Genomic DNA, 12,644 nt, shown 5'->3' with positions numbered 1-12,644 from the left:
GGTGCCGGGCCGTGAGAGTGTGCCGCGGGTGCTGGTCGGGTGGGTGCCCGACTGGCCGGTGGTCGCGGTGCTCGGCGGCGAGCCGGAGCCGCAGCGGCTGGCGGCGGTCGTCGAGCGCGGCCGGATCGTGGCGGCGACCGATGGTGCGCGGGCGGCGGGGGTGCGGCGCGGGCAGAAGGCGCGCTCCGCGCAGGCCCTGGTGGAGGGGCTGGAGGTGTTCGAGCGCGACGCCGACGCCGAGGCGGCGGCGTTCGAGCCGGTCGCCGATGCGGTCGGCGCACTCGCCGCGCACCTGGAGGTCGTGCGCCCTGGGCTGCTGGCGGTCGCGGCGGCGGGCGCGGCGCGCTTCCACGGCGGGGAGGACGTCCTGGCCGAGCGGATCGTCGACGCGGTCGAGGCGACCGGGCACCCCTGCCGGGTCGGGATCGCGGACGGGCTGTTCGCCGCGCAGCTGGCCGCGCGGGCCGAGCGGATCATCCCGGTGGGGGACAGCGCCCGGTTCCTGGCCGCACACCCGGTGGCCGAGCTTGCCGACGCCCGCCTGGCCGGCCTGCTCCTGCGACTGGGGATCACGACGCTCGGCCAGTTCGCCGCGCTGCCGCCCTCCAACGTGGCGGACCGCTTCGGCGCCGGCGGGACGCTCGCGCACCGGCTGGCACGCGGGCTCGAAGCACGGCCGGTCATAGCGCGGCCGCCGGGCACCGATCTGGCGGTCGAGGACCGGTTCGAGCAGCCCTTCCTGCTGGCGGAGCCGCTGGTGTTCGCTGCCAGGGGCCTGGCGGAGCGGCTGCACGCGGGCCTGGCCGGGGCGGGGCTGGCATGCGAGCGGGTGGAGATCGAGGTCGAGTGTGCTGATGGCACCACCGCCTCCCGGGCCTGGCGACACGAGGGCGTGCTGTCGGTGGGGGCGGTGACCGAGCGTGTCCGCTGGCAGCTGCAGGCCTGGCAGAGGCGTCCGGTGTTCGACGAGCGGGCGGGCGGCGTGGTGGCCCTGCGCCTTGTGCCCGACGGCCTGGTACGCGACCCGGGCCGCCAGCTCTCCCTGGAGGACGGCGACCAGGAGGCCACCGCGCGGGCGGAGCGGGCGGTGGCCCGGGTGCAGGCGATCCTGGGCCACGCGGCTCCGGCCACCGCCGAGCTGGCCGGCGGCCGCGCCCCCGGCGACCGCGTGGTGCGCACCCCCTGGGGTGATGCCCACCAGGAGCGCCGGGCGGACGGCCCCTGGCCCGGGCAGCTGCCCGGGCCGTCGCCCACCCACGTGCCCGACACGCCCCGGCCGGTGCGACTGCTGGACGCCGACGGCCACGACGTCCAGGTCACCGCCCGAGCGGAGGTCAGCGGCGCCCCGGCGCGCCTCGTGCTGCCCGGCGACAGCGCCGAGGTGGCGGCCTGGGCCGGGCCGTGGCCGGAGCAGGAACGCTGGTGGGACCCCGAGCAGACGCGGCGCACCGCGCGGATGCAGGTCGTCACCCACGACGGCCGGGCTTTACTGCTGGCCGTCACCGCCGGGCGATGGAACGTCGAAGGCGACTACGACACCTGACCCCGGGCAACCAGCCACCCGCTCACCCACCTGCACTCTCGGATCCAGCGTCATGGCCTCGTTCACCAGCCACCCGCACACCCCTTGGCGCGAGCTGCACCGCCGCCTCGCCAGCACCCCCGCAGCCGACGGCGATCGCACGGTCGTGCCGTTCCCCGCCAAGACGCCCCCGGACAAGGACACCGCCCCGACCAAGTGCCAGGACAGCGGTGCCGGGCAGGCCTGGGCTGAGCTGCACGTCCACTCCTCCTACAGCTTCCTCGACGGCGCCAGCGACCCGGCCGACCTGGTCACCGAAGCCGCCCGCCTCGGCACCGAGACCCTCGCCGTCACCGACCACGACGGCCTCTACGCCGCCCCCGCGCTCGCCACCGCAGCCCGCGCCGCAGGCCTTCGCACCGTGTTCGGCGCCGAGCTGACCCTGGAGGCCACCACCGCCCCCACCGGCGTCCCCGACCAGGACGGCGAGCACCTGCTCGTCCTCGCCCGCAGCCCCGACGGCTACCGCCGCCTCTCCAAGACCATCGGCGACGCCCACCTCGCCGGCCAGGGCAAACGACGCCCCCGCTACGACACCGACCGCCTCGCCGACACCCACAACAACCAGTGGGCCATCCTGACCGGCTGCCGCAAAGGCGCCGTACGCCGCGCCCTGGAAACCGAGGGACCGACCGGCGCCGAGCGCGAGCTGCGCTCCCTCACCGAGCGCTTCGGCCGCGAGAACGTGTACGTGGAGCTGACCGACCACCACCTGCCCGGCGACGACGACCGCAACACCGCCCTCGCCGACCTCGCCCACCGCACCGGCCTCACCCTGGTGGCCACCACCGCCGCCCACCACGCCTCCCCCGCCCAGGCCCGCCTCGCCCAGACCCTCGCCGCACTGCGCCAGTCCCGCTCCCTGGCCGAAGCCGAGCCCTACCTCGCCGCGGCCGGCACCGCGCACCTGCGCTCCCCCTCCGAGATGGCCCACCGCCTCGCCCCCTGGCCCGGCGTCCAGCAGAACACCGTCGACCTCGCCCGCGCCTGCACAGTCGACTTCCGCGACATCACCCCCCGCCTGCCCGGCTACCCCGTCCCGGGCGGCCACACCGAAGCCAGCTGGCTACGCCACCTCACCCTGCAAGCCGCCACCGGCCGCTTCGCCCCCGCCAACACCAAGGCGCACCGCCAGATCGCCTACGAGCTCGACGTCATCGAGCAACTCGACCTCGCCGGCTACTTCCTGATCGTCCACGACATCGTCGACTTCTGCCGCACCGCCGACATCTGGTGCCAGGGCCGCGGCTCGGCCGCCAACTCCGCCGTCTGCTACGCCCTCGGGATCACCTCGGTCGACCCGATCCACTACGGCCTGCTCTTCGAGCGCTTCTTGTCACCCGAGCGGGACGGGCCACCGGACATCGACCTCGACATCGAGCACCGGCGCCGCGAGGAGGCCATTCAGTACGTCTACGAGCGCTACGGCCGCGACCACGCCGCCCAGGTCGCCAACCTGATCACCTACCAGCCTCGGATGAGCATCCGCGACGCCGCCCGAGCCCTCGGCTATGCACCCGGCGACCTCGACCGCTTCAGCCGGGAGACCGGCTGGCGGGACATGCCACCCCCCGAGGCCCCGGTCCCGGCGGACGTACGCGACCTCGCGACCCAGCTGCGCGGCCTGCCCCGCCACCTCGGCATCCACTCCGGCGGCATGGTCCTCACCCGCGAACCCATCAGCGAGACCTGCCCCACCGAGTGGGCCACCATGCCCGGCCGCAGCGTCCTGCAGTGGGACAAGGAGGGCTGCGCCGAAGCCGGGCTCGTCAAGATCGACTTGCTCGGGCTCGGCATGCTCTCCGCCCTGCACGACGCCTGCGACCTGATCGCCCAACACCACGGCCGCCGCCTCGATCTCGCCACCATTCCGCCCGACGACCCCGACGTGTACGCGATGCTCTGCCGCGCCGACAGCATCGGCCTGTTCCAGGTCGAATCCCGCGCGCAGGCCTCGGCCCTGCCCAGACTCAGGCCCCGGGCCTTCTACGACCTCGTGGTCCAGGTCGCCCTCATCCGCCCCGGCCCCATCCAGGGCGGATCCGTCCACCCCTACATCAACCGCCGCAACGGCCGCGAACCCGCGGTTATCCCGCACCCGCTGATGGAGCGCGCCCTTGCCAAGACTCTCGGCGTCCCGCTGTTCCAGGAGCAGATGATGCAACTGGCCATCGACTGCGCCGGATTCACCCCCACCGAAGCCGACAAGCTGCGCCAGGCCATGGGCGCCAAGCGCTCCCACGAACGGGTCGCCGAGCTGCGCGAGCGTCTCCTCGCCGGGATGGCCGAGCGAGGCATCCCCCAGGATGTCGCGGAGGACGTCTACGCCAAGATCGACGCCTTCTCCGGGTACGGCTTCCCGGAGAGCCACGCAGCCTCGTTCGCCCTGCTGGTGTACGCGAGTGCCTGGCTCAAGTGCCACTTCCCGGCCGCCTTCACCTGCGCGCTGCTTGCCAACCAGCCGATGGGCTTCTACAGCCCCTTGACGCTGATCCAGGACGCGCGTCGCCACGGCGTCACCGTGCTGCCCGCCGACATCAACCACAGCCGGGCCCGGCCCACCCTCGAACTCGCACCGCCCGGCAACGGGGGAGAAGCCGGGCCCGCGATCCGCCTCGGATTGGCGGCCGTCCGCGGGCTCGGCGACGAGCAGGCCGAGACGATCGCCGCCGGCCAGCCGTACACGGACCTGGAGGACTTCGCCCGCCGCACCGACCTGCCCGAACCCGCCCTCGAAGCGCTCGCCACCGCTGGCGCCTTCGCCAGTCTCGGCCTGAACCGCCGCCAGGCCCTGTGGTCCGCCGGACTGCTCGCCCGCACCAGCGCCGCCATGCTCCCGGGCACCGCCCCCGCCCTCGCCGCCCCCGACCTCGCGCCGATGACGGCAGTCGAGGAGACCATCGCCGACCTGTGGGCCACCGGCACCTCCGCGACCGCCCACCCCGTCCAGCACGCCCGCGCCCACCTGGAGCGCTGCGGCGCCCTGACCGCGGATGCGTTCAAGACCGGCGCCGCCCCCGGCACGCCCGTCGCTGTCGGCGGACTCGTCACCCACCGCCAGCGCCCGCCGACGGCTGGCGGCGTGCTCTTCCTCAGCCTCGAAGACGAAACAGGCCTGGTCAACGTGATCTGCCAGCCGCACATATGGGAGCGCCAGCGCCGGGCCGCCCTGCAGTCAGCCGGCCTGCTGGTCCACGGCACGGCCGAACGCCGCGACGGCGCCGTCAACCTCGTCGCCACCCGCCTCGTCCCGCTCACCCTCGCCCCCGGCGCCCGCAGCCGGGACTTCCGATGACACGGCGCGCACCCCCGAGCGGGCATCCGGGCAGGTCAGCGAACCCGAAAGCCCAGTGACGGACCCGCAGGACGCCGGATACAGTCAACACCCGCACGATCGAGAGGGCACCATGGCCGACACCACGACAACCCGCGCCCGTAGTGGCCGGCCCCCGGGCGTGCGCACCGACGCCGAGGGCCTCACCGAGCGCCAGCGCCGGGTGATCGAGGTCATCCGCGACTCCGTCCAGCGTCGCGGCTACCCGCCGTCCATGCGCGAGATCGGCGAGGCCGTCGGCCTGACCAGCACCTCCTCGGTCGCCCACCAGGTGAAGGCCCTGGAGCGCAAGGGCTTCCTGTATCGCGACCCGCACCGGCCCCGCGCCTACCGCGTGTGGGCCGACCGCCAGGCCGTACCTGCCGACAGCACCGGAAGCACCGGCGTCCCTGTCCCCGTGCCGCTGGTGGGTAGGATCGCCGCCGGCGGTCCGATCCTGGCCGAGCAGACGGTCGAGGACGTCTTCGCGCTGCCCCGCCAACTGGTCGGCGAGGGCGAGCTGTTCGCGCTCACCGTGCGCGGCGACTCGATGATCGAGGCGGCCATCTGCGACGGCGATACCGTCGTCGTGCGCCGCCAGCCCATCGCCGAGAACGGCGACATCGTGGCCGCCATGATCGACGGCGAAGCCACCGTCAAGCGCCTCAAGCGCGAGGACGGCCAGGTCTGGCTGATGCCCCACAACCCGGCGTACGAGCCGATCAACGGCGACAACGCCACCATCCTTGGCAAAGTCGTCGCCGTGCTGCGCCGCCTCTGAGGGCCCGGACGGCAGCCGTGGACGAGGACAGGACCATGTCGGAGGATATATCCATGCGGGAGTTGTGGGACAGGACCTATCTGGCGCTGCTGCCCTGGACCCATGTACCCGTGGGTGATCTGCACGCGCGCTGCACGGAGGCGGTGACCGGGGCGCTCGCCGTGCTGTGGGACGGCTGCGACGACGCGCTTCTCGACGCGCCGGCCACGGACGGGCAGATCCACGCGATCGTCGCCGCTCAGAGGGCGTACGGGCTCGGCTGGCGCGACGCGGTGCTCGGCGATGTCGCGGCACAGGCCCAAGCGGCACGGCTGGGTGATGGCCCGGGCGGTCTGTGGACACCGGCCGAGCGCTGGAACCGTGGCCGGGGACGGGCGTTCCGGCCAACCCTTCGCCGCAACCTGGAATTCTTCGCGATGCATCCCTGGGCCGCGGAGCTGGAGCACCTGCGGACTGTGCGGTGCGCCGTTGAGGCCTCCGCAGGCGATCCGCGCTCCGCGCTCGCCTTGCTTTTCCGCACGGCCTGGACGAACAAGGCCACCGAACGCCGGGGGTGGGATGACGCCGAGTGGTGGCAGTACCTGGGGGTCGAGGCGCTGGCGTCCTGGGCGGTGGTCGCGCTGGGCCTGCCCGCAGAAGACCCCGCGAGCGCCGGATGGGCTGTTGAGGAAGCCGCCGAGGCGGTGAGTGCGTCCGACTGGACCTGGAGGGGAACGGGTCTGCCGGACGGTTTCCTCGACGCGGCCTTCGCCGCACTGGCCCTGTGACGCCGACAGGTGTCGAGTTCTTGGCTGAAATCACTCCGTCGCCCCGTCAATGGGCTGCCCCCACGGATCGGGCGGACACTCGACGTGTGCCTGCCGACCTGCTGACCGCCGACGAGTGCGCCCTCGTTGACGCCGTCACAGCCCTCGCTACCACGACCGTCTGCCCGGCTGCCCGCGTCGTGCTCGCCCAGGGACGACTGCTCACTCCCGCGCCCTGGCCGCGCTCCGGCGCCCCGCGCCGCAGTCGTGTCCCCCTTCATGGTGTAGCCGATCAATCGGCGGGCGTGTTGGTGGTGTTGGGTAGTGCGGGGGCGCTTTCGGGGAGCTTGGTGGGGTAGAACTGGTCCATGCTGCCTTCGGGCAAGTAGCGGCGGGGGAAGGCGATCCATTCGGCGTGGAGCTCGAAGAGCACGGCGGTGACCAGCCGCAGCAGCGCGTCGCCATTCGGGAAGACCTGGACGACGTCGGTGCGGCGCTCGTCCGGCAGCGGACGATGATGGGCGGCAGATCGGTCTGCGACTCGGCCAGCGCGCGGGAGTGTCCCCCGTTCTTGCCGGGCACGAACTCATCCCAACCGTCGTCCAGATCCTCGGTCCTCCCGCGCTGGGCCCCCTCGCCGCCGCCCTCCCTCCTCCTGCTCGCCGTCGACGCCACCTACGAACAGCGACTCCGTGACGCCCGCCGGCTCACGTGACGGGCCCTTGATGCCAGCCCACCCAGAGTAGCTCGCGGCTCGGATGGGCTGGCGTCGGCTCACAGCCAGCCACACCGGGCCGCCTTCAGGCCCGCCTCGAACCTGCTCGTGGCCTGGAGCCGTTCCATCAGGGCCGCCATCTGCCGCCGCACCGTGCGCATCGAAACACCCAGCCGCTTGCCCGCGGCCTCGTCCGTCATCCCCGACGCCAAGAGCCTCAGCAACTCCTGCTCTCCCGAACTGACCCCGTCCTCCGACGCCTGCCCGCGCGCCGCGCCCAGCGGAACGGCCGCCTCCCAGGTCTGCTCGAAGAGTGCGACCAGCGTGGCCACGATGCCCGGGGAGGTGGTACACAGGGCGCCCAGGCGCGAGTTGTCCGGGTCGATCGGGACGAGGGCCGTGGTCCGGTCGAAGATCAGGAGGCGAGAGGGCAGGACGGGGCTGGTGCGGACCTCCCCACCCCGTTCGGTGGTCCACTGGGCGTAGGCGAGCGTCGCCGGGTCGTTGCGGGCGCTGTCCTGGTAGACGGCGCACATCCGCACCTGCCGGTTCAGGGCCTGCTCGTCCAGAGGTCGTGAAGCCTCCAGGCTCGCCTCGGACTGGGCGCCGCCCGGGATGATCGACAGGCACTCCTCGCGGAGCCGCCGGGTGAGGATCTCCAGGCGGCCCTGGATGACGTCGAGGCCGACGAGGCGTTCGCTGCCGTCTTGGTCGGTCTCGGGGCGTATGGCTGAGTACTCGGCCATGGCACGGGCCGCGGCGGCCTTGCCGACCGCAAGGGCATGGTGACGCCTGGCCAGTTCCTCCTCCTGCCGGCGCAGCAGGTGTGCCAGCCCCGCCTCCAGGCTGACGGCGCGGAGCCCGCCCACGACCTCCCGGGACGGGGTCAGCAGGCCGAGCTCGACCAACTGGTCAAGCACTTCTCGCACCCCAGACTCGGTCGTTCCGACCCGTGCCGCCAGTTCGGCGACACCACCGGGCGTCCCCTCCAGCATCTCCCGGTAGACAGCCTCCGTGCGGGTGTCCAACCCGAACGCTTCCAGCACTGTGCATCCCCCCAGTGTCGGCGTACGGGTGAACGTGGCCCTGGCAAGATTTCCGTGAACTTCACGGAAATCTTGCCAGGGCCGTGAACGTGCCCAGCCACGTACGGATGAACGTACTCACTTCTTGATGTACTGAATACTGCGCCTCGGGCTGCCCGCGACCCTTGGAGCGCGCTCACGCCTGTGTCGACCCTCTGTGGTGCGGTCTGGACGTGAGCGCGCGTGCCCGGTGGTCAGCGCATGAGGCCGCGCAGCAGCCGTACGTAGCGGCTCCAACGAGCCGGGCGGGTCACCGCGCCCGAACAGGCCAGTTCGGCGCGGTCCAGGCTGTCCTCCAGGCAGGCGTCATGGAGGGGGCGGAAGATGAGCGGCCAGGTGAGGCGCGCCGGGCCGCGGGCGGCCATGGCGAGGGTGTGGCGCAGTAGCGTGTGCTCCTCGTCGACGGCCAGGGCGGCGTATTCGTGGAATCCGTGGAAGCCGCGCGGCCCGCTGAAGGTGAAGCGCACCCATTGCGAGGGGACATGTGCGGCGACGGTGTAGCGGACCGGGCCGTGCCCGCCGGCCGCTCCGACCGCCAGGGGACGGTCGAACGCCATCGACGGCCAGCTGCCCTGCGGCCGTAGCTTGTCGTCACTGCTCGCCAGGGTGTCTATCAGCGCGCCCACCTCGCTCCGCTTCGCGGCCAGCAGGCGCTCGTGCACGTTGTAGACGCCCATGCGTCCTCCTCGGGTTCTTTTTAGAGGTGCATCTCTAATATTGTGGAGAGTACTCTCTAGTTCATGGCAAGACCACCCCGCTTCGATGTGAAGCAACTCCTCGACGCCGCCGTGCGACTGGCCGCCGCAGGGGGCCCGGCCGCGGTGACGATGTCCGCGGTCGCCACGGAGGTGGGCGCCCCGAGCGGTTCGGTGTACCACCGGTTCGCCGGACGGGCCGCGCTGCTCGCCGAGGTGTGGCTGCGGACGGTAGAGAGCTTCCAGGAGGGCTACTTCAAGGCCCTCGAAGCAGGCGTCGACGCGCGGCAGGCGGGGTGTGCGGCGGCACGCCATGTCGTCGCCTGGAGCCGCGCCCACCCGCAGGAGGCCGCTCTCCTCCTCTACGGCGCCGAGGACTTCGGGCGCGCCGACTGGCCCGAGGAACACCTCCAGCGGGCGGACCGCGGCGACCAGCGCGTGCGCGCCTCCCTCGCCTCCCTCGCCACTGCCCTGGGCGCCGAAGGCCACCAGGCCACCGAGCGAGTCGCGCTCGCCGTGGTCGACCTGCCCCTCTCGCTGGTCCGCCGCCACCTCCGGGCCGGCGAGCCCCTCCCCGCCCACGCCGAGGACCTCGCCGAGGAGTGCACCGCCGCACTGCTCGGCTCGCTTCCTACGGCGTCGGCGTCTGCGCCAGCGGCTCCAGCCACAGACTGAAGAACTGCCCCCATGGCCATCGAGCGGGCCACAGAGTCGTCTGACGACTGAGCACGTTCATCCGTACTTACCTGAGCACTTCACCGGCCCTGGCAAGATTTCCGTGAAGCCGGGGAGTGCGACCGTGCGCCGGTGACGCTCCGTCACGGGCGGCGTCGTCGGAGTTGGGCTATGAGGATCACGCGGTGGCGAAGCAGCGGCACTCCGGCGCGGCCGGCCATGATTCGCTTCTGGAGTTTGACGTCGGTAATGCGGCCCTCGTTGACGCCGGAGTTGAACGGGGTGGTGATGCCCTGCACGACCGCGGCCTGGTCCTCGCGGATGGCCTTGGCAAAGCTGGCCAGCGCCGGGAGGCGGGAGGCCGTGAGCTTCCCGAGCCAGTCCGGGAGTCCGCTGGCGTCGCGGGCATCGAGCATGGCGGCGAACTGACGCACCAGGTCGTGAGTGTGGTCCAACTCCTGGCAGCGTGCGACCAACCGGTTCAGCCGCTCCGCGGCGTGCAGGCCTGAAGATGTGACGGATCGTCACCGGCGCACGGTCGCACTCCTCGGCTTCACGGAAATCTTGCCAGGGCCACTTCACCGAGTACGCCGACACCCAGTTCCAAGTCGGTGTCGGCGAGCCTCCCCATTGGCGATCATAATCGCCAACAGGGAGGTGTCATCAAGCGGCCCGGCCCATTGGTGACAGCCCGAAACCGTTCCCCGGGGCGGGCCGGACCAGCAGGATGGTGATCACCGGGACGGCGAGGAGAACAACTCCCCAGCCCGGGCCGCAAAGGGTCGCATCGACCCACCTCACCATCGACTTCTCTGGGGGACCCCTGTGCTCCGCACTGCTTCCTCGATCGCCACCGCTGCCCTCGCCGCTCTGCTCCTGTTCGCCGCCGTCCCGGCCGCCTCCGCCGCGACCGATGCCGGCGTCCGGGCCGTCTCCGTCGTGTCCTCACAGGTCATCGGGTGGGACTGAGCGCAATCCGGGTCGTCATGGCCCGCCTGGAGCCATCGCACGCCAACCCGCCCGCCGAACCGGCCGGACCGCTCGTCGAGGACCTGATCTGGGCTCACGCCAGGCCGTCCGAGGGACTTGAGCACCTCACCGTCATGCCGGCCGGGCAGAGGCTGGAGCTCTACTTCTTCGTCCAGGCCACCTCCGAGGCCACCATGCTGGCCCAGGTGCAGGCACTGATCGACCGCGTGAGCGGACCGCTCTCCTCGCACGGCTTCGCCCTGGACCGCCGCTGATCCCTCGCCCTGGACTCCAGGCGTATCCGCCCGCCATGTCTTGCGAACGTAATCGCCATGCATCTGGCCGCCTCTTCTTCCTTCCCGCCCTTCTCATTCCACGGGAGCCGTCATGCCCGGACGCACTCGACGATCGACCTTCACCGCCGTGTCGGCGGTCCTGGCCCTCTGCACCGCGGCCGTGGTGACGGGTTGTGGTGCGGCCGACACCGGCACGGCCACAGCTGCCGCGTCGAGCTCGGGTGCTCACGCCGCCACCGCGTCTGTCGGTGCAACGCCTCCTATGGGCAGCGGAGTTGATACTTCGGCGACTGCACCGGAGCCCTCGCCGACCCCGACGGCTACGGTCGTCGAAGCGAGCCCCGCTGGCCGGCCCGAGTCTGCACCGGCAACGGGGAGTGCATCGGCCGCGGCGACGCCACCGGCCGTTGCGAAGCCGGTGGCCCCGGCTCCGGCCAAGGGGGACCCGGGCGCTGCCCTCGCCCCCGCCGTCCAACCGGCCGGCCTGGCGCAACTGCCCATGGCACCGAAACTCGGATGGAAGCCCGACGGGCCGTTGAGCAGCCAGGACGTGCACGGCCGGAAGATCACCCTCAACGAGTGCGCGAGCGTCACCGGCGCCACCACCTGGCAGGAGCAGGGCTACCTCAGCGCGGCTCAGAACCCTGCGGGGCAGCAGCTGTTCTCCTTCTCGGGGCCCGAGGCCGCGCACGCCGCCTACCAGCAGCTCCTCGCTGACATGGACGCCTGCCAGACGGCCTCTCGACAGCTCCAGGCCCGCCAGGGCGTGGCCCAGGACGCGACCGTGACCCGCACCGCAGTCACCGCCGACGGCACGTCATGGTCCAGGACCTGGACGGGCGTCGGCGGCATCTCGGCCCCCGAGCGGCAGACCAACCACCTCTACGCGCTCCAGCAGGGCGCCGTCCTCACGCTTTTCCAGTTCGACGAACTCCAGGAGCGTCCCGCCCCGGCGTACGACACCGGCACCGATCCGTCGGTGCTGGCGGCTCTCGCCGCGCTCGGGGTCCGGCACTGAACCCGCACCACCCCACCTTTCACCTCTGCACCATCTACCGAAGGAACACGTCCATGCATCTCAAGAAGTCGTCCTCGCGCCTGGCCGGCGTCCTGGTCGCCGCCAGCGTCGCGTCCGCGGTGCTCGCCTCCACTCCGGCTCACGCCGACAGCGTCCAGTCCACGTACATAGCGGCGTCGTCGACCGGTTCGCTGGGCAACAACGCCGCCCCGGGCGGCAAGGTCACCCGCAGCCAGGTACTGGCCCGCGCCCAGGACTGGGTGAACCAGGCCGTCCCCTACAGCACCAACGGACTCCAGGCGCCGTACAGCTGGTGGTCCGACTCCCAGACCGGCGGCCGCTACCGCCAGGACTGCTCCGGATACGTCTCCATGGCGTGGGAATTGCCCGAAAGCCCGAACACCGGCGGCCTCCCCTCCTACGCGACCGCCATCAACAACTCGGACCTCCAGCCCGGCGACATCCTCAACAGCGCCGAGCACGTGGTCATCTTCGCCGGCTGGCGCGACAAGGGCGCGGGCACCTTCAACTACTACCAGGAGAGCAACCGGAGGGTCCGGACGAACTACAACACGGACGGCGACCTCAACGCTTCCACGCTCTCGTCCCACCCGATGAGCAGCTACACCGCGTACCGCTACAACAAGATCGTCGACTCGGGGCCGACCGGGATAGGTGTGTACCGGCCGGGTGACCAGGTGTTCTACGAGGCCAACCAGTCGGGCGGCGTGTTCGGCTCCAACCGCTACGGCATGGCCAACGATGTTCC

The 12,644-nt window shown here is 72.0% G+C and carries 12 protein-coding genes and 1 pseudogene; 9 read left to right on the top strand and 4 right to left on the bottom strand.

Going from position 1 to position 12,644, the window contains the following annotated elements; translation table 11 throughout:
• Position 1 precedes the first annotated feature (1 nt).
• From ACH4E7_RS39595 to ACH4E7_RS39580, 4 genes are all read left to right on the top strand, one after another.
• A complete protein-coding gene (locus ACH4E7_RS39595) occupies positions 2–1,543 on the top strand; it encodes a DNA polymerase Y family protein (RefSeq protein ID WP_396254053.1) in 1,542 nt (513 codons plus the stop codon).
• A 52-nt stretch (positions 1,544–1,595) separates the two neighbouring features.
• The gene (locus ACH4E7_RS39590) at positions 1,596–4,877 is read left to right on the top strand and encodes an error-prone DNA polymerase (protein WP_396254052.1); all 3,282 of its coding nucleotides are present in this window, start codon (positions 1,596–1,598) and stop codon (positions 4,875–4,877) included.
• A gap of 112 nt (positions 4,878–4,989) precedes the next feature.
• The gene (lexA, locus tag ACH4E7_RS39585) at positions 4,990–5,676 is read left to right on the top strand and encodes a transcriptional repressor LexA (RefSeq protein ID WP_396254051.1); all 687 of its coding nucleotides are present in this window, start codon (positions 4,990–4,992) and stop codon (positions 5,674–5,676) included.
• A 53-nt stretch (positions 5,677–5,729) separates the two neighbouring features.
• Positions 5,730–6,443 carry a hypothetical protein gene (locus ACH4E7_RS39580; RefSeq protein ID WP_396254050.1) on the top strand — a complete coding sequence of 238 codons (714 nt, stop codon included), beginning with the start codon at positions 5,730–5,732 and terminating at the stop codon, positions 6,441–6,443.
• Between the two features lie 271 nt (positions 6,444–6,714).
• Here ACH4E7_RS39580 and ACH4E7_RS39575 read toward each other — a convergent pair whose 3' ends face one another.
• The 3 genes from ACH4E7_RS39575 to ACH4E7_RS39565 all read right to left on the bottom strand — a co-directional run bounded on the left by ACH4E7_RS39575 (position 6,715) and on the right by ACH4E7_RS39565 (position 8,899).
• Positions 6,715–6,930: a transposase gene (locus ACH4E7_RS39575; RefSeq protein WP_396254088.1), complete on the bottom strand. Its 216-nt coding sequence runs from the start codon at positions 6,928–6,930 to the stop codon at positions 6,715–6,717.
• Between the two features lie 266 nt (positions 6,931–7,196).
• Positions 7,197–8,183, bottom strand: coding sequence for a LuxR C-terminal-related transcriptional regulator (locus ACH4E7_RS39570; protein ID WP_396254049.1), 987 nt, complete (start codon positions 8,181–8,183; stop codon positions 7,197–7,199).
• 233 nt (positions 8,184–8,416) lie between these two features.
• Positions 8,417–8,899: an SRPBCC family protein gene (locus tag ACH4E7_RS39565; protein ID WP_396254048.1), complete on the bottom strand. Its 483-nt coding sequence runs from the start codon at positions 8,897–8,899 to the stop codon at positions 8,417–8,419.
• 63 nt (positions 8,900–8,962) lie between these two features.
• On the opposite strand from ACH4E7_RS39565, the gene ACH4E7_RS39560 reads away from it, so the two are divergent.
• Positions 8,963–9,592, top strand: coding sequence for a TetR/AcrR family transcriptional regulator (locus ACH4E7_RS39560; protein ID WP_396254047.1), 630 nt, complete (start codon positions 8,963–8,965; stop codon positions 9,590–9,592).
• Between the two features lie 143 nt (positions 9,593–9,735).
• Here the strand turns inward: ACH4E7_RS39560 and ACH4E7_RS39555 are convergent, their stop codons facing one another.
• The gene (locus ACH4E7_RS39555) at positions 9,736–10,077 is read right to left on the bottom strand and encodes a hypothetical protein (protein ID WP_396254087.1); all 342 of its coding nucleotides are present in this window, start codon (positions 10,075–10,077) and stop codon (positions 9,736–9,738) included.
• Between the two features lie 340 nt (positions 10,078–10,417).
• On the opposite strand from ACH4E7_RS39555, the gene ACH4E7_RS39550 reads away from it, so the two are divergent.
• The 4 genes and pseudogenes from ACH4E7_RS39550 to ACH4E7_RS39535 all read left to right on the top strand — a co-directional run.
• Positions 10,418–10,561: a hypothetical protein gene (locus ACH4E7_RS39550; RefSeq protein WP_396254046.1), complete on the top strand. Its 144-nt coding sequence runs from the start codon at positions 10,418–10,420 to the stop codon at positions 10,559–10,561.
• Positions 10,552–10,836: a hypothetical protein gene (locus ACH4E7_RS39545; protein WP_396254045.1), complete on the top strand. Its 285-nt coding sequence runs from the start codon at positions 10,552–10,554 to the stop codon at positions 10,834–10,836. Before ACH4E7_RS39550 ends, ACH4E7_RS39545 begins: the two co-directional genes overlap by 10 nt.
• Before the next feature lie 556 nt (positions 10,837–11,392).
• Positions 11,393–11,875 (top strand): hypothetical protein, encoded by a 483-nt coding sequence (locus ACH4E7_RS39540; protein WP_396254044.1) that lies wholly within the window; start codon positions 11,393–11,395, stop codon positions 11,873–11,875.
• Positions 11,876–11,928: 53 nt separating this feature from the next.
• Positions 11,929–12,644 (top strand): annotated as a pseudogene (locus tag ACH4E7_RS39535) (hypothetical protein); the annotation flags it as partial.

The sequence above is a fragment of the Kitasatospora sp. NPDC018058 genome (genome assembly GCF_044327205.1).
GTDB lineage: Bacteria > Actinomycetota > Actinomycetes > Streptomycetales > Streptomycetaceae > Kitasatospora.
Note: the sequence above shows the minus strand (reverse complement) of the source record. Positions and strands in the feature narration are given on the sequence as shown.